The 19,200-nt window shown below is 60.2% G+C and carries 21 protein-coding genes and 2 tRNA genes; 5 read left to right on the plus strand and 18 right to left on the minus strand.

What is annotated here, in order from left to right; all coding sequences use genetic code 11:
• Positions 1 to 251 precede the first annotated feature (251 nt).
• The gene (locus tag ACIQYU_RS21100) at positions 252 to 458 is read right to left on the minus strand and encodes a DUF3079 domain-containing protein (RefSeq protein WP_135002100.1); all 207 of its coding nucleotides are present in this window, start codon (positions 456 to 458) and stop codon (positions 252 to 254) included.
• Between the two features lie 177 nt (positions 459 to 635).
• Here ACIQYU_RS21100 and ACIQYU_RS21105 point away from each other — a divergent pair, with 177 nt between their 5' ends.
• Together ACIQYU_RS21105 and ACIQYU_RS21110 are read left to right on the plus strand one after the other, a co-directional pair.
• On the plus strand, positions 636 to 989 hold the full coding sequence (locus ACIQYU_RS21105) for a type II toxin-antitoxin system HigB family toxin (protein WP_063914480.1): 354 nt from the start codon (positions 636 to 638) through the stop codon (positions 987 to 989).
• A gap of 46 nt (positions 990 to 1,035) precedes the next feature.
• Positions 1,036 to 1,509, plus strand: a complete 474-nt coding sequence (locus tag ACIQYU_RS21110; protein ID WP_108481720.1) for a type II toxin-antitoxin system HigA family antitoxin — start codon at positions 1,036 to 1,038, stop codon at positions 1,507 to 1,509.
• Positions 1,510 to 1,939: 430 nt separating this feature from the next.
• Here the strand turns inward: ACIQYU_RS21110 and ACIQYU_RS21115 are convergent, their stop codons facing one another.
• The 5 genes from ACIQYU_RS21115 to ACIQYU_RS21135 form a co-directional block, all read right to left on the minus strand.
• Entirely contained in the window at positions 1,940 to 3,007 is a 1,068-nt protein-coding gene (locus tag ACIQYU_RS21115) for a hypothetical protein (protein ID WP_402801993.1), read from the minus strand.
• Positions 3,008 to 3,266: 259 nt separating this feature from the next.
• Entirely contained in the window at positions 3,267 to 3,899 is a 633-nt protein-coding gene (locus ACIQYU_RS21120) for a hypothetical protein (protein ID WP_402801996.1), read from the minus strand.
• A complete protein-coding gene (locus ACIQYU_RS21125) occupies positions 3,874 to 4,455 on the minus strand; it encodes a DUF6036 family nucleotidyltransferase (RefSeq protein WP_063914483.1) in 582 nt (193 codons plus the stop codon). The genes ACIQYU_RS21120 and ACIQYU_RS21125 overlap by 26 nt, the downstream gene beginning before the upstream one ends.
• Positions 4,456 to 4,653: 198 nt before the next feature.
• Positions 4,654 to 4,729 (minus strand) — tRNA-Thr (locus ACIQYU_RS21130).
• 98 nt (positions 4,730 to 4,827) lie between these two features.
• On the minus strand, positions 4,828 to 5,076 hold the full coding sequence (locus ACIQYU_RS21135; protein WP_135003131.1) for a hypothetical protein: 249 nt from the start codon (positions 5,074 to 5,076) through the stop codon (positions 4,828 to 4,830).
• A gap of 575 nt (positions 5,077 to 5,651) precedes the next feature.
• Here ACIQYU_RS21135 and ACIQYU_RS21140 point away from each other — a divergent pair.
• On the plus strand, positions 5,652 to 5,942 hold the full coding sequence (locus tag ACIQYU_RS21140) for a DUF3077 domain-containing protein (protein WP_207833166.1): 291 nt from the start codon (positions 5,652 to 5,654) through the stop codon (positions 5,940 to 5,942).
• Between the two features lie 351 nt (positions 5,943 to 6,293).
• Here the strand turns inward: ACIQYU_RS21140 and ACIQYU_RS21145 are convergent, their stop codons facing one another.
• The 5 genes from ACIQYU_RS21145 to ACIQYU_RS21165 form a co-directional block, all read right to left on the minus strand.
• Entirely contained in the window at positions 6,294 to 7,499 is a 1,206-nt protein-coding gene (locus ACIQYU_RS21145) for a methyltransferase (protein ID WP_402802003.1), read from the minus strand.
• A gap of 126 nt (positions 7,500 to 7,625) precedes the next feature.
• A complete protein-coding gene (locus tag ACIQYU_RS21150; RefSeq protein WP_063914486.1) occupies positions 7,626 to 8,315 on the minus strand; it encodes an ABC transporter permease in 690 nt (229 codons plus the stop codon).
• Complete coding sequence (locus ACIQYU_RS21155; RefSeq protein WP_063914487.1) at positions 8,315 to 9,007, minus strand: ABC transporter permease; 693 nt, start codon at positions 9,005 to 9,007, stop codon at positions 8,315 to 8,317. Before ACIQYU_RS21155 ends, ACIQYU_RS21150 begins: the two co-directional genes overlap by 1 nt.
• 54 nt (positions 9,008 to 9,061) lie before the next feature.
• Positions 9,062 to 9,817: an ABC transporter substrate-binding protein gene (locus tag ACIQYU_RS21160; RefSeq protein WP_402802008.1), complete on the minus strand. Its 756-nt coding sequence runs from the start codon at positions 9,815 to 9,817 to the stop codon at positions 9,062 to 9,064.
• An 11-nt stretch (positions 9,818 to 9,828) separates the two neighbouring features.
• The gene (locus ACIQYU_RS21165; protein WP_003257472.1) at positions 9,829 to 10,602 is read right to left on the minus strand and encodes an ABC transporter ATP-binding protein; all 774 of its coding nucleotides are present in this window, start codon (positions 10,600 to 10,602) and stop codon (positions 9,829 to 9,831) included.
• Between the two features lie 664 nt (positions 10,603 to 11,266).
• Here ACIQYU_RS21165 and gabP point away from each other — a divergent pair.
• Positions 11,267 to 12,652 (plus strand): GABA permease, encoded by a 1,386-nt coding sequence (gabP, locus tag ACIQYU_RS21170; protein WP_013970487.1) that lies wholly within the window; start codon positions 11,267 to 11,269, stop codon positions 12,650 to 12,652.
• A 179-nt stretch (positions 12,653 to 12,831) separates the two neighbouring features.
• Here gabP and ACIQYU_RS21175 read toward each other — a convergent pair whose 3' ends face one another.
• The gene (locus tag ACIQYU_RS21175) at positions 12,832 to 13,275 is read right to left on the minus strand and encodes a hypothetical protein (RefSeq protein ID WP_402802012.1); all 444 of its coding nucleotides are present in this window, start codon (positions 13,273 to 13,275) and stop codon (positions 12,832 to 12,834) included.
• Between the two features lie 239 nt (positions 13,276 to 13,514).
• Here ACIQYU_RS21175 and ACIQYU_RS21180 point away from each other — a divergent pair, with 239 nt between their 5' ends.
• Positions 13,515 to 13,748: a hypothetical protein gene (locus ACIQYU_RS21180; RefSeq protein WP_207833169.1), complete on the plus strand. Its 234-nt coding sequence runs from the start codon at positions 13,515 to 13,517 to the stop codon at positions 13,746 to 13,748.
• A 56-nt stretch (positions 13,749 to 13,804) separates the two neighbouring features.
• On the opposite strand, the gene ppk2 is transcribed toward ACIQYU_RS21180, so the two are convergent.
• From ppk2 to ACIQYU_RS21210, 6 genes are all read right to left on the minus strand, one after another.
• Entirely contained in the window at positions 13,805 to 14,785 is a 981-nt protein-coding gene (gene ppk2, locus ACIQYU_RS21185) for a polyphosphate kinase 2 (RefSeq protein ID WP_233694729.1), read from the minus strand.
• Positions 14,786 to 14,861: 76 nt separating this feature from the next.
• On the minus strand, positions 14,862 to 14,990 hold the full coding sequence (locus ACIQYU_RS21190) for a hypothetical protein (protein ID WP_402802018.1): 129 nt from the start codon (positions 14,988 to 14,990) through the stop codon (positions 14,862 to 14,864).
• A gap of 220 nt (positions 14,991 to 15,210) precedes the next feature.
• Positions 15,211 to 15,286: transfer RNA gene (locus tag ACIQYU_RS21195), tRNA-Phe, on the minus strand.
• 90 nt (positions 15,287 to 15,376) lie between these two features.
• On the minus strand, positions 15,377 to 15,649 hold the full coding sequence (locus ACIQYU_RS21200; protein ID WP_003257478.1) for an oxidative damage protection protein: 273 nt from the start codon (positions 15,647 to 15,649) through the stop codon (positions 15,377 to 15,379).
• A complete protein-coding gene (gene mutY, locus ACIQYU_RS21205) occupies positions 15,646 to 16,713 on the minus strand; it encodes an A/G-specific adenine glycosylase (protein ID WP_207838022.1) in 1,068 nt (355 codons plus the stop codon). Before mutY ends, ACIQYU_RS21200 begins: the two co-directional genes overlap by 4 nt.
• A complete protein-coding gene (locus ACIQYU_RS21210; protein WP_233694728.1) occupies positions 16,710 to 18,956 on the minus strand; it encodes an AsmA family protein in 2,247 nt (748 codons plus the stop codon). Before ACIQYU_RS21210 ends, mutY begins: the two co-directional genes overlap by 4 nt.
• Positions 18,957 to 19,200: the final 244 nt, after the last annotated feature.

Below are 19,200 nucleotides of genomic sequence, written 5' to 3' on the forward strand. Positions count from 1 at the left end.
ATGCGCTGTACCTGTGGTAGATGGCCCAGCCCTTTGGGCTGCGCTGTCGCGTAGATAACTGAAATTGCAAGCAATCCGCGTCCCCTGTGGGAGCGGCTTTAGCCGCGAAGAATCCAACGCGGTGCATGGCACCGGCTGCGCCGGTGTTCGCGGCTAAAGCCGCTCCTACAGGCCCCCTGCTAACTCAATGAGTTATGTGCAGTTCTATGAGAGCCCGGCTTGCCGGCTATGGGCCGCAAAGCTGCCCCATTTCACCTGGGGCCGGCCTCTTGCACGCGATCAATCGGCTTCTCCAGCCGGTCCTCGAAACTGTCCCAGTCTTCACCAAACAGTTCCACCGGGTGCATGGTCCGACTAGCGCCATTGCCACAGGCCAATGCCTTGGCCGGGCAGTACAGGTCGCAGCCCCAGCAGATGCGCTCCGGGTGGCTGGGGTTTGTGGGGAATTTCTTGGCCATGGTCAGCTTCCCTCTGAACTATGTCCCCAACCTATACCTCGGTCCGCTATTCAGCTTGATCGGCATCAATGTCCCGGTGACCTTCAGCAGAGCGCATATTCCGGATCCAGATATCTGCTTGACAGATATCTGGATCCGGAATAATTTGTAGGCACCTTGGTACGCCGAGACAACACGATGCGAGTGATAACGAAAGCGGCGGTTACCAAAGCCATCGAAGCTCACGCCCAGTGGAAAGCCCCCCTGAGCCTGTGGCTCACGACCTTTGATAGGGCGACGCTGCGCTTCGAGTCTTTTGAGCAGCTAAGGGACACGTGGTCTACCGCCTCTGGCTGGAACGTTGACCGCATTCCTTGTTCAAAACTCAGGCCCGCCAGCCGAAAAGGGCCGCTTGATGTCTATGTGTTCGATATCAAGAAAAACGAATGCCGTCTGATCGCATGGCTCAACACACGAACGGGCACCCTCTATATCAAGGCCATTCTGTCGCACGCGGAGTACGACAAGTGGTGCAAGAGCGATGTCAGGTAGCCGCCTGGCACTTGCCCAAAACCTACCGATTCGACAGGTGACAACCATGAAGCGGGATAAAATCGAAGCCAATGGACTAGATGCCTTCATCGCTAATATTTCACCCATGCTGGATGGCCTGCACACCCAGATGGCAACCATGGCCCAGCTTCTTGCTGCCTGCCATGACCCCATCAAGGACGATGCTGAACTCCAGGCGCGGATGGCATTGATCGATGAGCTCTACTCGCATGCCGACAGCGAAGGTCACGCAGCAGCGCGCTTTGCAGAGATGGTGGCGGATCGTGTCTACGAGTATGAGAGTGAGTCGGTACTCGTGCCGTTTGCGAGCCAGGCCGAAGCATTGGCCTTCCTGCTGTCGGACAGGGGGGTGAAGCAGAAGGACCTTGCCTCGATAGCAACCCAGAGCGCGGTTTCAGAGATTTTGAACAACAAGCGGAAGATGACGGTTGCCCAGATAAAGGGCTTTGCTGAGTTTTTCAGCGTACCGGTTGAGTTTTTCATGCATGGGGTGGTTTGAAATCGGTAGGGTTGCTGGGATCGCGGGACACAGAAGGCAAAAAAGGCTCACCTTTCGGTGAGCCTTTTTTGATACTGCGTATGGTGCGGCACCAGACGAACGGTTGTAGGCCGTGAGGTCCCGATTTTTTCGGGATTGGAATTTGGTGGATTTTTTGACGCACCTCATAGGGTACCTATAAAAATCAGCTAGTTATGGCTTTATGTGGAATCGAGTCGGGAATTTTTAGACTCTTTTGATTGATGCTGTGCGAGAGGATGTCTGCTGCGGGATCCTGTTTCCCCTTCACTTAGAATTCGCAAGCTCAATAATTTCTTTTGGAGATGCAGGTGAGTTCTGTAACCGTAGGAGCCAGCCATGCTTGGCCATGAGCGGCAAAGCCGCCCCAAAGAATTGACTTTGTCACCAAATAAGCGCCGCTTCAGTCTGCTTAATTGGCCACGTGATCCCCTTTCCTAACAGCATATTCACCCGGACCTGAAGCGATTGCATCACTGTCGGTGCAAAATACGACATCCTGAAGATAATCTTTTACTACCGCCCACTCCGCTCGCTTATTCGCGAATCGAATTACGTTGGCGCTCGCAGTAACCGGATCTTGTGGCGCCGTAAGTCCTTGGGCTTTCCAGGAGGCAAGCTTGTCAGTCTGATGGTGTTGGTCGGTATCTTGGTGAGTATATGAATAAAACTGAATAACACGTCCTGACGGGCAAGCGGTCGACGGACTGAAATCGCGAAGAGTATGCCCGCGGGAGTAAGAATCCTGAATCACATGGAGTAGCGAACCCAATGCCATTTGCGAGGTGTATTTACGCTCCGAAAGACGATAGGTGGGAGCGAAAAGATAGTTTATTGTCCAACCCTGCTGGTGACTGAAGTGCTTTTGAAAGTCTGTTGTCTCCACATCTTTGAATTTTGTTTCTGCGTCAATCCGGCCAGTAGCAACCAAGTATGCAAATTCTGCCCACGAAAGAATGTCGGCCTGAGTTACTGCCGCAGGCTGGTTGTCCGAACTGGCCATTGCATGAAGAAACTGAAGGTCACCATAGTGTGAACGATACTGCATGTAATAGTTTTGGGTGATCTTGGCATCTTTTCCTTTATAGTTTCTTCCGGTTTTGGCGATCAGGTTGCCATCGCGCATCCATGCACTCCATTTGGCATGGCGGTAACCCCATCCAAATAAGAGTTGGTTTGGATCGTCATTCCACCAAACACCTCTAATCAGCGAGTCCTGCTTGTTGCCTTTTGGGTTTGCGCCGGGGGACGGGGTATCGGTGGAGCACTTGATGACAAGTAGTGCTGATCCGGTCTGTCCCTCTTCACATTCCCGAGCTCGATAGGTGAGCTCTTCATGCAGAGGCCAGTATACCTTTCCTGATATGTTGGAGCCTTTCCAGTATTTATCTGCTTGAGGGTTGATCTGATAAGAGTGCGCAATTCCGGAAAATCCGATGGTCACGACGATTGTGGTTATCTTTCCATAGATGTTCAGCAAAATATTCGCCCTCGGTAAGTGATGCCGAAAGGCTAGCATCGCAAAAGGGGGCACGCCAGGTTTTGAGGGATGAGGTGGTTTTGGAGAATCGTCTACCTCTCAGTGAAGCAAGATTTAGCCACCGGGTGCTTGCGAAATGTCGCCACCGTCAAACAGCTTGTAGGCGCGTTCGCGAGATTTCGCCGTACGGCATTTGAGGTCGCTGAGAGGAACGGTTAGGCGTGACACTACAAACCTCAACTGACCCAACATTACCGGATCAGTGGTGAGGGGAACGCGTTGCCAACTGTGCGTAGCCGTTCGGCAGATGATGGGCATCTACAAAGTGCCGGGTTTGCAGTTCTAGCACCATGTTCATCAGACTGGATACGGGCTCAGCCACGCCCCACGTAGCAGCAACCTTGTCGTAACGGTTTACCGCTTGCGCCTTTTCTACCAGTTTTCCATTCAGATCTTGAGACAGATCCTTCCAGCGGGTGACCAGCTTCTTCATCTGCTCGGCTTGTTCCGGCTTCATGCATGGAAAACGGCGAAGCCGGTCAACCAGATACATCAGGCGCCGCTTCCTTACGGGGGCGAGCCTTGGCATGTTCAAGCGATTTTCCAGTGCTTCACGCATATCCTCGTTTCTGTACCAGAACAGGAGAGCGAAGGTCTCGGCAACGGCCTTGTCGAGCTTGTCCAGCGAGGTTTTTGTAGCTTGAACGACCAAGTGCTCGAGTGCTTGACGGGCATGTTGATCAGAGGGGGGCATGTCAGAGGACACAAGCGCCCAGAGTTTTTCTAGCGAGTAATCGAGCGAGGAGGTGTCGCAATGCCGGGCCCCATGCGCCGTATTCGAGGGCACAGTCATCGCCTCACTGGTATTACTGGCCCCACTCTCGCGCTTCATCGAGAATCAACCTCAGGCAGCTGGTTACGGTGCTTCTATCACAGGGGTAATAGTCGATTGCCTCCTTGGCAAGCCTATCAAATTCCTTGAGATTCAGCTTGCCTGACCTGATAAGCAGATTGATGTCATCCTGGTCGCGTTCGGTGAATCTCCCGAGTTTTGAAATGGCGAGGTCGATCGGGTGAGCTATGAAAACCTGTAAAGGAGAACACTCCTGGCCGGGAAGGAGGATTGCCCGCGCATCGTAGTCTTCATGCAAGGGGCATAGCGAGTTATTGAATTGCTGGTCGAACACCACGGACAGGTCCTGACCATCCTGCTCGTAGTCTTCCGGCGCGGCATAAACTGCCTTGATCTCGTCCCTGAGCAGGTGTTCGCTGGCCTGAATCTCCGCATCGATATCCGCACTGCCCCGGGCATTCGTCAGCAGGTGCAAGGCGCACCCGCCAAAGACATAGATCTTGACTGTTCCCGAACACCGCCCAGCCAGTAGAGGCAAGGCTCTGTCGAAGAGCTGGCGCACGGCCTGCGCCAAAGGGGTTTGCAGGTGCAGCATGAGGCAGGGCTCCTGAGGTTGGCAGGGCACTTTACTCACGGATGGCGCCAGAGTTGTTTCGTTGAAACATCGCTTTGCAAAAAAGCCCTGGCTGTAGCGCATGCCTTCAGCGCCTGTTAGCACCGACGATTTCGGTGAGGACCTGCGGCGAAAACAAAAAAGGCCCACCTTTCGGTGAGCCTTTTTTGATACTGCGTATGGTGCCGGCACCAGGAATCGAACCCGGGACCTACTGATTACAAGTCAGTTGCTCTACCATCTGAGCTATACCGGCAATGGGGCGTCATTATAACGATCGGTTGGCGCCTGTAAACCACTTCGTTGCGAATGTTCGCAAATGACCTAAGTCACCGACCTGAAAGAAGAATTTTCCTACCAGCCGCGATGGATGGTGGTGACGCTCGGCTCGGTTTTGCCCGGGTTGAAGAACAGCTTGTCGTTGTCGCAGCCGCGCTTGCGGCAGGGGCTTTCGGTGCGCAGGGGCAGGCCGTTGTCGCCGCCCAGCTGCATGCCGGGGTGGTTCCAACCCAGGCTGCTGCTGGGGTGGGGAGCGGTGCCGCTGGCGCAGCCGGTCAGGGCCAGGGTGAGGGTCAGCAGGGCGAGGGGCTTGGTCTGGGTCACGATGGTCGGGTCCGTTAGTCCATGTCGGTTCTGGCGCAACGCCAGAAGGTCGCGGGGCTGGCGGGCAGCGCGCGACGTCACTTTTTAATGATTTGGGGGGCGGATGATACACCGTTGGGCGGGATCAGCGGTGGGGCTTTAGCTTTTTGTTGCCTGTGCTGGCCTCTTCGCGGGTAAACCCGCTCCCACAGGGATATCACTGTTCTCAAGCCTTGTGTGATTCCTGTGGGAGCGGGTTTACCCGCGAAAGGGCCATCAGCTGTACGAAGATTCTGAACTTTAGGGCTAACAGCTTCAGGGTTTGGTGGCTTCGGAACTATCCTACGCGCGCCGCCGAAGTATCGCTGTTGTCGGGGAAATGGCTCGCGGATACCGTTTTCGGGTCGCTGTGGCGACCGGGTGTGAGAACCCGATTTTGAACGTATCGGCTGCGTAATGGCGACCGTGCGCGGGCAGACCTTGGTCTGGCCGAGCTTCCTATGTTCACTCGGTTTCTCACCTCGTGCACGGTTGCCGCCTTTGTTCCGTGAGAAAGAATGAACACGGCAGCTCCTTTGAACTAGGGAGTTTGAAAATTGAAAACGATCGATACTGATCCCCGCAGCCCCAAGCCAATCACCACCGCAGGCGTGGAAACCTTCCTCGCAGCCGGCAACCCATCCCTCAATCTGCTACGCGTACAGCCCGGCGTCCCCGTCGATGCTGCCTACGAGCATGTCTCGATCCTGATGGGCTACATCAAGCACCTGGTGCGCGAGGGGGATATGGAGGATGACCATAAATTCCTGGGCGCCGCCGATTATCTGTGCGACATGGCCAAGGCGCTGATGAACGATATCGAGATTGCCAAGAACAAGGCGCATTGAAAGGTGTGGGAGTGGGCACGGCATTGCATGGCACGGGCTTCGCCCGTGTTCGCGGGCACGCCCGCTCCCACAGTAACTGCGCAAACCTGCAGATTTTTGAGCAAGAAAAAGAATCCACAAAGGCCCCGCAAACAATGCTTGCGCCAACCACAAGAAATGTTTATGCACAAGTGGCATCGGCGACTTGCGCGAAAGGCATGCCGGAGCGCTACACCGCCGGTCTTTGCGCAAACGCCTGTTTTTACTGGCCTTGACGGGCAAGCCGGAATAAGCCAAGCGTTTGAAATAGCGCTTGGATCCAACAGGTAATCACAAGCTTGTTCACAGAGTTATCCACAGGTTGTGCTGCGGCTAACGGTCTCGTTCGGCGAGGATGAGCAGGTTGCGTGGGGTAAGTGGGTAGTCGCAGAACAGGCCAAGGCGCACGTTGTAGCCTTGTTCTTCGAGGAACAGGGCGCGATCGAGTACCAACCACAGCTCCAGCGGCCGGCGGAACAGGTTGCGCACACGCTCCAGGTTGCGGACCTCGGCCAGGCGCTGCCAGCCGGCGGCTTCCAGGGCTGCCCAGTCCGGGTTGCCAGTCAGCTGCAATTGCTTGAGTTCGGCCAGGTCGCGGCAGTACTGATCGAAGGGCTTCTCCAGCCAGGCTACGGGTAGTGACGGTGTCGGCAGGTACTCATCGGTCTGGCGTTGCTGGCGCTGCAGCAGGTCGAAGCCCAGGCGCCTGGCCATCGAGGTGTCGCGCTGGCGCCGCACGCGGGCACCGGCGGTAACGGTTTCGCTCAGGGGCAGGCCCAGGTCGTCCAGTGACAGCCGCAGGCTGGAGGCTTGGGCGGCTGTGGATAACGCCTGGTACTGCTGCGCCGCGATGCGGTTGTAGCAGCAGGGCGCCACGGCCAGTTGCCGGCAACCTTGCTGGCTGGCCAGTTGCATCAGGCGTACATGCAGGTCGCCACAGGCATGCAGGGCGACCACGCTTTTGTCGCCAGCCAGGTGGCGGGCGCTGTCGTCGGCCATCACATCCTGGTGCACATGTTGCGCCGGCAAATGGTGGTGCGCGCTCAGGGCCTGGCCGGCGGCGACCAGCTCGGTGTCGTACTCCAGGCAGGTCAGCTGCTGGCCGGGTTGCAGCAGGCGGCGGCCCAGGTGGCCTTTGCCGGAGCACCAGTCCAGCCAGTGGCGGGGCGGTTCGCGGAAGGCCAGGTGGCTGGCGAAGGCTTCGATCTGCTGCCATTTGCGGCCGGGGACGGCGACGTCGAGGCGGTGCGCGGCGGTAGGCAGATCGGTTTTCGGGAGGTTACCGAGGGCCGCAAGCTGTCGGGCTTGCTGGGCCAGTTGCGGGAACGGGGCGGGCAACGTGGCCGCGGTGGTGTCGGTTTCGGCGTCTGCCAGGGAGCATTGGCGCAGGTGGGCGGCAAGCTCGGGGTGGGCGGTTTCCCAGGCCAGGTGCAGGGTGGTGAAGGGGCGGGGTTTCCACAGCTGCTGGTGCTCGATCAGGAACTGGTCGAGGGCCTGGAAGCGGGTGCTCAGGTGGGGGCTGTGGAGGTGGTTGGGCATGGGGAGGAAGTGTGTTGGGTTTTAGGGCCTCTTCGCGGGTGAACCCGCTCCCACAGGTATAGTGCACAGCTTGAAGGCCGTGGGGTCTCTGTGGGAGCGGGTTTACCCGCGAAGAAGGCTGGTGGTCTAGCGGCCCTGGCAGGCATCCACGCGCAACCAGCGCTCCAGCAGCTTGAAGCCTTGCACCAGTACGAACGAGATCACCAGGTAGAACACCCCGGCGGCAAAGAAGATTTCTACCGGCAGGTAAGTGCGGGCGATGATGGTACGGGCCATGCCGGTCAGTTCCAGCAGGGTCACGGTACTGGCCAGGGCGCTGGCCTTGAGCATCAGGATCACTTCGTTGCTGTACGCCGGCAGGCCGATGCGCGCGGCGCGTGGCAGCATGATGTAGAACAGCGTCTTGCCCCGCGACATGCCCAACGCCCGTGCCGCCTCGATCTCGCCCTTGGGGATCGCCTGCAGCGCGCCGCGCAGGATCTCGGCGATGTAGGCGGCGGTATGCAGGGTCATGGTCAGCACGGTGCACCAGAACGGGTCGCGCAGGTACGGCCACAGCGAACTCGAACGCACCATGTCGAACTGCGCCAGGCCGTAGTAGACCAGGAACAGCTGCACCAGCAGCGGCGTGCCACGGAAGAAGAAGATGTAGCTGAACGGCACGGCGCGCACGTACCAGTGGCGCGAGGAGCGGGCGATGCCCAGCGGGATGGCCAGGATCAACCCGGCAACTACCGCGATGGCCACCAGCTCCAGGGTCAGGGTCGCACCCTGGGCCAGGCGTGGCAGCCATTTGATGATGACTTCCCAATTCATTATTCGGCCCTCGCAAAGCCGCGAGCGGCGCGTTTTTCCATGAAGTGCATGCCGGTCATGGCAATGATGGTCAGGCTCAGGTAGATGCAGGCCGCGACCATGTAGAAGGTGAACGGCTCTTTGGTCACGGTCACGCCGATTTGAGCATGGCGCATGATTTCTTCCAGGCCGATCACCGACACCAGTGCGGTGTCCTTCATCAGGATCATGAACAGGTTGCCAAGGCCAGGCAGGGCGATGCGCCACATCTGCGGCAGGATGATCCGCGACAGGATGCGGCCCTTGGACAGGCCCAGTGCCAGGCCGGCTTCACGGTGGCCCTTGGGGATCGCCAGGATGGCGCCACGGAACACTTCGGTGGCATAGGCGCCGAAGCACAGGCCCAGGGCAATCACGCCCGCAGCGAAGGCGCTGAGCTCCAAGCCCGGCAGGTTCAGGGCTTCGCCGAGGGCGTTCATCAGCCCGACGGTGCCGAAATAGATAAGCAGTACCCAGAGCAGTTCGGGCACGCCGCGAACCAGGGTCGAGTAGAAGCCGCCAAGCCATTGCAGCGGCTTGATCGAGGAAGTCTTGGCCAGGGCGCCGAGCAGGCCCAGCACCAGGCCCAGCAGCAAGGCGCAAAGCGCCAGTTTTACGGTCATCAGGGTGCCGGCCATCATGGCCGGACCGAATCCGTGCAGGTCGATATTCATGGGCAGGTCATTCTAGGGACTGGCGCGCCGCAAGGGCGCGCCGGTCGGGGCGGATCATTCGATGCTGAACGGGAAGTACTTGTCGTTGATCTTCTTGTACGTGCCGTCGGCCTTGATTTCTGCCAGGGCCTTGTTCAGGTCGTCGCGCAGCTTGGTGTCACCCTTGCGCACGGCAATGCCGATCTTGTCGCTGTCCATCACCGGCTCGCCCTTGAACTCGAAGTTCGAGCCGTCTTTGCTCTTCAGCCACTCGTACTGCACGTACTTGTCGGCCAGGATGCCGTCGATGCGGCCGGAAACCAGGTCGAGGTAGGCGTTTTCCTGGGTGTCGTACAGCTTGATCTCTACGTCGTCACCGTAGTTGTCTTCAAGCCAGGTGCCAGCCAGGGTGGCGCGCTGGGTGCCGATCACCTTGCCCTTGAGCGAAGCCTTGTCGGTCTTGAAGTCGGCGTTTTTCGGCGCGATGAACTGCAGCTTGTTGGAGTAGTACGGCTCGGTGAAGTCCACCGCCTGCTTGCGCTCGTCGGTGATCGACAGCGACGACACCAGGAAGTCGAACTTCTTGGCGTTCAGGGCCGGGATGATGCCGTCCCAGTCGGAGGTGACGACCGAGCACTCGACTTTCATCTTGGCGCACAGGGCGTCGCCGATGTCTTTGTCGAAGCCGACCACGTTACCGCTGGCATCCTTGTTGTTGAACGGTGGGTAGGCGGCTTCGATACCCATGCGCATTTTTTCTGCGGCCAGGGCGTTGGCCGACATTACCAGCGTGGCAGCAGCTGCCAGGAGGAACTTCTTGTAAGTGTGCATGTATTGCTCCGTTAGCGGTGGCTGGACATGAATTGCTTGCAACGCGCCGAGGTCGGGTTTTCGAAGACCTGCTGCGGCGATCCCTGCTCTTCGACCAGGCCTTGGTGCAGGAAGACGACTTCACTGGACACATGGCGGGCAAAGCTCATCTCGTGCGTCACCAGCAGCATGGTACGGCCTTCTTCGGCCAATGCGCGGATAACGTTTAGCACTTCCTGGACCATTTCCGGGTCGAGCGCCGAAGTTGGCTCGTCGAACAGGATGACCTTGGGCTTCATGGCCAGGGTACGGGCAATGGCGGCGCGCTGTTGCTGGCCACCGGAAAGCTGGGCGGGGTAGCTGTGGCGCTTGTCGTAGATGCCGACCTTGTTCAGCAGGGCTTCGGCGGCTTCGATGGCTTCGGCCTTGCTCTGGCCGAGCACGCGGCGTGGCGCCTCGATGATGTTGTCGAGGATCGACATGTGCGGCCACAGGTTGAAGTTCTGGAAGACGAAGCCGATCTCGCTGCGCAGGCGGTTGATCTGGCGGTTGTCGGCGGCGACCAGGTCGCCGTTCTTGGCGGCCTTGAGCTTGAGGGCTTCACCGGCGACCAGGATTTCGCCCTGGTGCGGGTTCTCGAGCAGGTTGATGCAGCGCAGCAGGGTGGACTTGCCGGAGCCGGACGACCCCAGGATGGAGATCACGTCACCGTCGCGCGCGGTCAGCGAAATGCCCTTGAGAATTTCCTGCTCGCCGTAGCGTTTGTGCAGATTGCGGATTTCCAGCGCGGGCGTGGCCTGAGCCATGTGCGGTCCTCATGTGTACGGGTGCGTTCCCAGCTGTTGGCGGCCTTCCTGGCGTGCGCCAAGCTAGCATAGCGGCATTATGACGGCCAACAGGGTCGCTGGGCACTCGGGGCGCTGGTGGGGCAGTTTGTCGCATCGTTGCAGCGCAACGTCGCGCGGATGTCCGCGAAGGTGTCGCCCAGCACCAGAGCCTTGATGAAAAAAGGCGCGATGGTGCCAGCTTTGGCCCGCTCATGGAAGCGGTTTTAGACCTTTCGCGGGCACGCCCGCTCCCACAGGTTCTTTAAATAGCCCAAATGGTTGCACCTGACCTGTGGGAGTGGGCGTGCCCGCGAACGGGGGCGGCCAGGTCTTGAGGTTGTACCTGTAGGTTGCACTTTTTGGCATTGCAGTGGTGCACAGGTGTTACCTGGGAGCACCTTTGGTGCATTTGTAAGTGGGTATTTCAGTAATCCGATGATTTGGCGGCCTTTCGGTCAGTCACTGGCCGAAAGCCCTCCAAACCGCGTACTAAAAGGCCCGCCGACTTTTCTGACGAATGCATTCGGCACATGGCGCGCTTATTGCCAGTAGGAAACCGCCGATTGCAGCGACGCCCAGGTCAACCCCAGGCGCGCTCCGTAACCGCAGTCGGCGTGGTCCACTCCTTACAAAGGTAGTTTTAATGAGCGGTAACAATTCCAATGACCTCGCTCAGGGGCTCAAACAACGGCATGTGACCATGCTGTCCATCGCTGGCGTCATCGGTGCCGGTCTGTTCGTTGGCTCCGGCCACGCCATCGCTGCTGCCGGCCCTGCCGTGCTGCTAGCCTATGCTGCCGCCGGTACGCTGGTCGTGCTGGTCATGCGCATGTTGGGCGAAATGGCGGTCGCCTCGCCTGACACCGGGTCGTTCTCTACATATGCCGACCGCGCCATCGGGCGCTGGGCCGGTTTCACCATTGGCTGGCTGTACTGGTGGTTCTGGGTGCTGGTCATTCCGCTGGAGGCCAACGCCGCCGCGGCCATTCTGCATGCCTGGTTCCCTGCGGTTGACCTGTGGGCGTTCTCCCTGGTCATCACCCTGGCGCTGACCCTGACCAACCTGTGCAGCGTGAAGAACTACGGCGAGTTCGAGTTCTGGTTCGCCCTGCTCAAGGTGCTGGCAATCATCGGCTTCATCGCTGTGGGTTGTGCTGCCTTGTTCGGCTTTGTGCCGAGCAGCCAGGTAAGCGGTGCCAGCCACCTGTTCGACACCCAGGGCTTCATGCCTAACGGCCTGGGCGCGGTGCTGGCAGCCATGCTGACCACCATGTTCTCGTTCATGGGTACCGAAATCGTTACCATCGCCGCAGCCGAGTCGAAGGACCCGGGCAAGCAGATCAGCCGCGCCACCAACTCGGTGATCTGGCGTATCTGCCTGTTCTACCTGGTGTCGATCTTCCTGGTCGTGGCCCTGGTACCGTGGAACGACCCGGCCCTGGCCGAGACCGGTTCCTACCAGACCGTGCTGAGCCGCATCGGCGTGCCGAATGCCAAGCTGATCGTCGACATCGTCGTGCTGATCGCCGTGACCAGCTGCCTGAACTCGGCGCTGTACACCTCGTCGCGCATGCTGTTCTCGCTGAGCAAGCGTGGTGACGCCCCGGCCATTGCCCAGCGCACCACCAAGTCGGCTACCCCGCATGTGGCGGTTCTGCTGTCCACTGCTGCGGCGTTCCTCTGTGTGTTCGCCAACTTCGTGGCCCCGGCCCAGGTATTCGAGTTCCTGCTGGCCAGTTCCGGTGCCATTGCGCTGCTGGTGTACCTGGTGATTGCCGTATCGCAGCTGCGCATGCGTGCCCAGCGTGAGGCCCGCGGCGAGAAGATCACCTTCAAGATGTGGCTGTTCCCGGGCCTGACCTGGGCGACCATTGCCTTCATCATTGCCATTCTGGTGGTGATGGCGCTGCGTGAGGACCACCGCGCCGAAATCATCGCGACCGCACTGCTGAGCATTGGTGTGGTGGCGGCTGGCTTGCTGGTGCACCGCAAGCGTGAAGCTGCCGGGCGGGTGGCGCTGGATAACTGATCCGCGCTGGCTGAAATGAAAAGGCCGCGTCCTGTGAAGGGCGCGGCCTTTTTATTGCCTGTACCGGCCTCTTCGCGGGTAAACCCGCTCCTACAGGTACACCACATATCTCAATTGCGGTGATATCCCTGTGGGAGCGGGTTTACCCGCGAATGGGCGGGGCAGGTCACATGGCCCTGTCAGCCAAACTGCTTCTGCTGCTGTTGCTGCTTGGCAACCAGCTCCGAAGCGGCCACGTAGGCTGCCTGGAACTCATCGCTTTCCAGCCAGGCCATGGTGGCTTCTTCGTCGGCCCCATCCAGCCATTTGCGGTAGGCGTTGAACACCAGCACGATGTAGTCGGTGGCGTGTTCTTCCTTGTGCCCTTTGAGAACCAGGGCCAGCAGCGGGTCCACCAGGAACACCGAGATCATCGGCACCAGGCCGCCTTCCTGGGCTTCCTTCATTTTCTTGAACAGCGGGCCGTAGCTGCCCGACTCCATGGCCTTGTTGTACACCTGCTCGATGCTGGCGCTGTCGCCGGCACTGGCCTTGACTGCCTGGCCGCTGCGTACCATGCGGTTCTGCTTGGCCTTGCTGGCTGCGCGTTTGGCGCGTTTCTGTTGCTTGGTAGGGGTGGCCATGGGGCAATCCTTGGGTGTGTCTGAAAGTGCGCGTATTGAAGCGCAATTGCCCGAGAAACCCAAGCCGTGTGCCTAGGCAACGCAGGCTGGGGCGTTCTGCCATGGACATGCCTCCTGATTATGCCTGCCAGCCGGCCTGCGTAACGTCTCTCCCGCTGTCACCCATGTTCGGGTGGCGGCTCGACATTGCGCCAAATCGGCGTTTGCAGATGCGCACAGTTGCGCTGAAGGAGAGAGCGATGAAGCACTACTACCTTGTGACCCTGTACGGCTATGACGGGGAGGGTGAGCTTTTCTATTCGACGGGGTTCGCCAAATGCAACCGGCAGTCAATCACCAAGGCTGACCTTGAGGCGATTGTTCAAAAAGGCAAAGAGGACAGTGAGTTCGAACTCAAACTGCACGGAGTTTCCTATCTGGGCGAAATGACCGAGGATGCCTTCGAGCATCTCCGTTCCATGCAGGACGAATAAGATTCGCCCGCAGCCCGTCTTCGGGCTGCGGTGTCTGTCGAAGGCGGGTCGAGTTTTCAGGCTGCTGGCTGGGGTGCCTCGTCTTCTTCGAACCCGCGTGAAGCCCGACCTACCAGCAGAGGGTCGGGTGCATGTGCCACCTGAGGGTCCTTGCCCGGGTAGTCCAGCGCGTGCAGGAAATGCCGGATGCAATTGATCCGCGCACGCTTCTTGTCATCGGACTTGATCACTGTCCATGGCGCATCGGCCGTGTCGGTATGGAAGAACATCGCTTCCTTGGCAGCGGTGTAGTCGTCCCACTTGTCCAGCGACTTGATGTCGATTGGCGACAGCTTCCAGTGCTTGAGCGGGTCGTCCCGGCGCGAGATGAAGCGGCGCAGCTGCTCTTCGCGGTTCACCGAGAACCAGTACTTGAACAGCAGGATGCCGCTGTTGCACAGCATCCGCTCCAGGTCCGGGGCCTGGCGCATGAATTCCAGGTACTGCAGGGGCGTGCAGAAGTCCATCACCTTCTCGACCCCGGCGCGGTTGTACCAGGAGCGGTCGAAGAACACCATTTCACCCGCCGTGGGCAGGTGCTGGATGTAGCGCTGGAAGTACCACTGGCCTTTTTCCTGCTCGGAAGGTTTTTCCAGGGCAACGATGCGCGCACCACGAGGGTTGAGGTGTTCCATGAAGCGCTTGATGGTGCCGCCCTTGCCTGCGGCATCGCGCCCTTCGAACAGGATCACCACGCGCTGGCCGGTTTCCTTCACCCAGCTCTGTACCTTCAGCAACTCGATCTGCAGCGCGTGCTTGGCCTTTTCGTAGTCCTGGCGACGCATACGGGTGCGGTAGGGGTAGCTGGCCGGCAGGCGGGCCGAGGTGCTGTCTTCGTTGCTGCCCTTGGGGGCGGTGGCGACTTCCAGTGCCGCAGGTTGCTGGCTGATGCTGGTGATGGCCGGCTCCGGCTTGCGCTGGCGGGGGCGGCGCGTGCGGGCTGTGGTAATGGCGGGCTCGCTGGGGGCGGGGAGCAGGAGGGGGGATTCTTCGCTCATGGAGGTCCTTGCGAGGTCAGGTCGAATGTCCACCTGACATCTTAAGGATGAGCGATTGATAGCGTTTTGATGTTGGTCAACTTAGGCTGCCTGAATGAGCCATTCCTGCAGTGCAGGTGAGTTTTCTGGCGATCGCTTTCTTATTGCCTTTGGCAAACGCTATCGCGCTGTCCCATAGCTGTTGCTCTTCTGCCGTAAAAACCATTTGCCTCTCCTTTCAAGCGGGCCGCTTGGGGGAGGAGTCTCGGCTTGAGTAGTAACGGAATCCAGTGCCTTGTCATGACGGTATGTTGCAGTAGGAGGGGGGGGGGGGCGCTGGCCGGAGAGGTGGAACGGGTAGAAAACCACAGACAACAAAAAACCCGCACTAGGCGGGTTTCTTGTTGTCGCTTCGGGTAACTTTGCAACCACCAGAAGCTTGAAGGTGGTGCCCAGAGACGGAGTCGAACCGCCGACACGAGGATTTTCAATCCTCTGCTCTACCGACTGAGCTATCTGGGCGACGAGGTGAATTAAATAGACTTTCAGACCGCTCGTCAACGACTTTTTGAAAAAATTTTAAATTAATTCCGTCGCTTACGTTCCGTGGGGTCATTCCGAGGGTGGAACGTAGCCTTCCGCCTGGGCGTATTCTTCGCCAGCGAAAAACTTGTCCATCTCGCCCTGGAGGAATTTGCGGTCCTCGGCGTTCATCATGTTCAGGCGCTTTTCGTTGATCAGCATGGTCTGGTGCTTCTGCCAGTCGGCCCAGGCTTTCTGCGAGATGTGTTCGAAGATGTCCTGGCCCTTGGCGCCGGGGTAGGGCGGGCGCTCCAGGCCTGGCAGTTCTTCTTTGTACTTGCGGCACATCACGGTGCGGGTCATCGGGCGTCTCCTGCGATCAGTTCGTCGGCCGCGCGTTTGAGCAGCTTTTTCACCGGGGCGGCTAAGCCCAGGCGCGGCGGGGTGGCGAGGTTATACCAGAGCCAGTCAGCCTCGGCCACGTGCTGGCCGACCGGGTCGACGCGTACCAGCCAGGGTTCGATCGCCAGCTGGAAGTGGCTGAAGGTATGGGTCAGGCCTTCCATGACGCGGCTGTCAGCCAGGCGCAGGCCGTGCTGGTAGGCCAGGTCGTCGAGCTGGGCGATGTCGTCCAGCTCCGGCAGGCTCCACAAACCACCCCACAGGCCGCTGGACGGGCGGCGGTAAAGCAGGATGGCGCCTTCGTGGTTGGCCAGCAGCGGCATCAGGGTGCGCCGTTGCGGCAGTGCCTTGCGCGGCTTGGGCTCGGGGTAGCGGGTTTCTTCACCGTGCAGGTGCGCTTCGCAGCCGCGCTGCAGCGGGCAGATCAGGCAACTGGGCTTGCTGCGGGTGCACAGCGTGGCGCCCATGTCCATCATCGCCTGGGTGTAGTGGTTGGCCCGCAGTTGCGGAGTAAAGCGTTCGGCCGTGGCCCAAAGCTGGTTGGCCACCTTGGGCTCGCCGGGGTAGCCGGCCTGGGCGGTGTAGCGGGCCAGCACGCGCTTGACGTTGCCGTCGAGGATCGGTGCGCGGATGCCCATGCTGATGCTGGCGATGGCGCCGGCAGTGGAGCGGCCGATGCCGGGCAGCTCGGTGAGCTGCTCGACACTGCGCGGGAATTCACCACCATGCTGTTCGACCACGATCTTCGCGGCCTTTTGCAGGTTGCGCGCCCGGGTGTAGTAGCCCAGGCCCGTCCACAGGTGCAGCACTTCGTCCTCCGGCGCCTCGGCCAGGGCCTGCACGGTCGGCAGGGCCTGCATGAAACGGTCGAAGTAGTTGAGCACGGTGCTGACCTGGGTCTGCTGCAACATGATTTCCGACACCCACACCCGGTACGGGGTGATGCCCTGTTGCCAGGGCAGGTCGTGCCGGCCGTGTTCGTCATACCAATCCAGCACGGCGCTGGAGAACTGCTCGGGGCTCATCGCTTGAACAGCCCCTTGAGCACGTCTTTCACTTCCGGGCTCACTTTGTCTCCGAGTTTTTCATCGATCTTGTCTTGCAGGCGATTGCCGGCCAGCTTGGCGGCTACTTTGCCCAGGCCGTTCTGGTCCAGGCGGCAAGCCTTGGCGCCCAGCTCCAGCGGGCCACGGCAGCGCAGCGGTATTTCGACACCCACATAGCGTTCGTTGACCTGGCAGGCCGGGTCCGGCATGGCGCGCTGGTCGCCTTCGACGACCACGCCAACGTTGTAGTCCATGCCCAGCACGCGCAGGTCGAGGTCACCATGGCCGTTGACGGTCAGGCCCGGAATGCGCGCCTTGAGGTCCGGGTTGTTGGCGACGCCATTGCGCACCACCAGGCTGCCACGCAGTTCCTGGAACGGTGTGTCCTTGCCGCGTGGCTCGCCGTTGAGCGATTTGCGGTTCAGCGTGGCGATGGCCTGGCACAGTTGCTGTTCCAGGTTGGCATTGACCAGCACGCCGTCGTTGATGACGAAGTTGGCGTTGCCGTTGAGGGTGTCGACCAGGGCCTTCTGGCTGTTGCCGGTGGCCGTCAGGTCGCTGGTCAGGGTCAGCAGGCCTTTGACCGGTGGTGTCTGTTCCTTGCCCTCGGTCTTTATGAAGTGTTCCACCGGCACCCGCTGGATGCTGGTGTTGACACCCAGTTGCGGCACGGCAGGGCGCACATCGACAGTGCCCTTGGCCTCGAAGGTGCCGTTGTACAGCTCACCGCGCAGGGTTTGCAGGGTCAGCAGGCCGCCCTGGCCGATGGCCTTGAGCTGGGCGTCTTCGATCGGCAGTTTGTCCAGGGTCAGCGAGCCGAAGGCCAGGTCGGCCTGCAGGTCGAGGGCGCGCAGGCGGTCGACCGGCAGCAGCTTGTCGTCGCTCCAGGCCACCTGGGTCGGGGCGTTGGGCAGCGGCGTGGTGCCGGCACCGGCGACTGCGCTGGCCTCTTGTTGCTTGACTTCGGCCTGGCGTGCGGCGGTGGCGCCCTTGGCCTCTTCGCTCTTGGCCGGCAGGTAGCGGTCGGCGTCGAAGGTGTCGCCTTTGAGCTGCAGGCGCAGGGCCTGTCTGGCGAAGTCTTCGACGGCCACGCGGCCACTGAAGGTGCTGTCGTCCAGCTTCACCGCCAGGTCTTCCAGGGCCAGGCTGTTCGGCGTGCCCTGCAGGCGGGTGACCAGCTCCAGCTTGGCGAAGGCCGCCGGGTCGTTGGTGGCCGGCAGCGGGCGGCCGATGCTGTCGAGGAAGGTGCGCAGGTCGAACTGGGCGATGGACAGGCCACCGCTCAGCTGTGGCGCCTTGTCCAGGTCACGCAGGTTCAGTTCGCCCAGGGCGCGCAGCTGGTTGGCCGAGACTTTCAGGCCGCTCCATGAGGCGACATTGGCGGCCAGGTCGACCAGCAACTGGCCCTGGGCGGCGAAGGTCACGGCCTTGCCGCCGGTGGGTTCACCCGATGTTTCGCCCGACAGGCGCATGTCTTCGAAGTTGTAGCGCTTGAGCTTGCGGTCGAAGCGCAGCTCGCCGGCCAGTTCGGTGCGGGCCTTGATGTTCGGCTGGCTGGCACTGAGGAAGGCGCTGGCCTTGAGCGGAATGTTCGCCCCTTCGTGGACCGGGCCGGTGCTCAGCTGGATGCTTTCGGCGCTGTAGCTCTGGCCGGTCTTGGCATCGGTGTACTGCACGCGGGCGTTGTTCACGGTCAGGCTGTCGATGTCCAGCTTGACGGCGCGTTCGTTGCTGGCGGCCGGCGCCGACGCCTGTTCGGCCGGTGCCTGGGCTGGAGCACTGGCCTGCGCATCGGCGCTGGCGCCGTTCTGCGCGGGCAGCGGCTTGCCAATGTCTTCCCAGTTGCCATGGCCGTGTTCGTCACGGGCCAGGGTCAGGTTCAGGCCCTCGACGCGCACGTCGCTCATCTGCACTTCACGGCGCAGCAGTGGCAGCACCCGTACCGACAGGCCGAGCATCTGCAGGTCGGCGAATGGCTCCTTGGGTTTGTTCAAGGTGGCGATGCTCGCCTCGTGCAACTCCAGGCCCAGCCACGGGAACAGGCTCCAGCCAATGTCACCGTTGAGGGTCAGCTCGACGTGAGCCTTGTCACGTGCCAGCTGGCGAATCTCGTCTTTGTAGTCGTTGGGATCGAAGAGGTGGGTCAGGGCGAAGCCCAGCGCCACGATGATCAGCAGCAACCCGAGAAGCCCAAGTCCCAGGATTTTGCCGAACGCTTTCATGGGCGAGTCCTTGTAGTCCGTTATTGAAATTCAAGCGCCAGAGTATAGCGCCGCAGCCGTTGCCCCTGCGTATTCGTCTAGAGATACAGGGTGTTTCCTACGCGTACAGCAGATGGTACGGCTTTCGACAGTATTTTTGCTGTACGCGATCAACTGTGGACTTCAGAAAGAGGACCGTTTCAGCTGAGCAAAAATTAACGATATCAGATTGCTTTCATGCTACTTGGTGCTGCTACCCTTGCGC

The sequence above is a fragment of the Pseudomonas sp. NPDC096925 genome (assembly GCF_044762545.1).
Lineage (GTDB): Bacteria > Pseudomonadota > Gammaproteobacteria > Pseudomonadales > Pseudomonadaceae > Aquipseudomonas.

What these genes read in the sequence shown, in the direction of transcription:
- ACIQYU_RS21100 (WP_135002100.1), bottom strand. Translation starts at nt 458, where the DNA reads ATGGCCAAGAAATTCCCCACAAACCCCAGCCACCCGGAGCGCATCTGC.
- ACIQYU_RS21105 (WP_063914480.1), top strand. Translation starts at nt 636, where the DNA reads ATGCGAGTGATAACGAAAGCGGCGGTTACCAAAGCCATCGAAGCTCAC.
- ACIQYU_RS21110 (WP_108481720.1), top strand. Translation starts at nt 1,036, where the DNA reads ATGAAGCGGGATAAAATCGAAGCCAATGGACTAGATGCCTTCATCGCT.
- ACIQYU_RS21120 (WP_402801996.1), bottom strand. Translation starts at nt 3,899, where the DNA reads ATGAAGCGCGAGAGTGGGGCCAGTAATACCAGTGAGGCGATGACTGTG.
- ACIQYU_RS21125 (WP_063914483.1), bottom strand. Translation starts at nt 4,455, where the DNA reads ATGCTGCACCTGCAAACCCCTTTGGCGCAGGCCGTGCGCCAGCTCTTC.
- ACIQYU_RS21145 (WP_402802003.1), bottom strand. Translation starts at nt 7,499, where the DNA reads ATGCCCAACCACCTCCACAGCCCCCACCTGAGCACCCGCTTCCAGGCC.
- ACIQYU_RS21150 (WP_063914486.1), bottom strand. Translation starts at nt 8,315, where the DNA reads ATGAATTGGGAAGTCATCATCAAATGGCTGCCACGCCTGGCCCAGGGT.
- ACIQYU_RS21155 (WP_063914487.1), bottom strand. Translation starts at nt 9,007, where the DNA reads ATGAATATCGACCTGCACGGATTCGGTCCGGCCATGATGGCCGGCACC.
- ACIQYU_RS21160 (WP_402802008.1), bottom strand. Translation starts at nt 9,817, where the DNA reads ATGCACACTTACAAGAAGTTCCTCCTGGCAGCTGCTGCCACGCTGGTA.
- ACIQYU_RS21165 (WP_003257472.1), bottom strand. Translation starts at nt 10,602, where the DNA reads ATGGCTCAGGCCACGCCCGCGCTGGAAATCCGCAATCTGCACAAACGC.
- gabP (WP_013970487.1), top strand. Translation starts at nt 11,267, where the DNA reads ATGAGCGGTAACAATTCCAATGACCTCGCTCAGGGGCTCAAACAACGG.
- ACIQYU_RS21175 (WP_402802012.1), bottom strand. Translation starts at nt 13,275, where the DNA reads ATGGCCACCCCTACCAAGCAACAGAAACGCGCCAAACGCGCAGCCAGC.
- ACIQYU_RS21180 (WP_207833169.1), top strand. Translation starts at nt 13,515, where the DNA reads ATGAAGCACTACTACCTTGTGACCCTGTACGGCTATGACGGGGAGGGT.
- ppk2 (WP_233694729.1), bottom strand. Translation starts at nt 14,785, where the DNA reads ATGAGCGAAGAATCCCCCCTCCTGCTCCCCGCCCCCAGCGAGCCCGCC.
- ACIQYU_RS21190 (WP_402802018.1), bottom strand. Translation starts at nt 14,990, where the DNA reads ATGGTTTTTACGGCAGAAGAGCAACAGCTATGGGACAGCGCGATAGCG.
- ACIQYU_RS21200 (WP_003257478.1), bottom strand. Translation starts at nt 15,649, where the DNA reads ATGACCCGCACCGTGATGTGCCGCAAGTACAAAGAAGAACTGCCAGGC.
- mutY (WP_207838022.1), bottom strand. Translation starts at nt 16,713, where the DNA reads ATGAGCCCCGAGCAGTTCTCCAGCGCCGTGCTGGATTGGTATGACGAA.
- ACIQYU_RS21210 (WP_233694728.1), bottom strand. Translation starts at nt 18,956, where the DNA reads ATGAAAGCGTTCGGCAAAATCCTGGGACTTGGGCTTCTCGGGTTGCTG.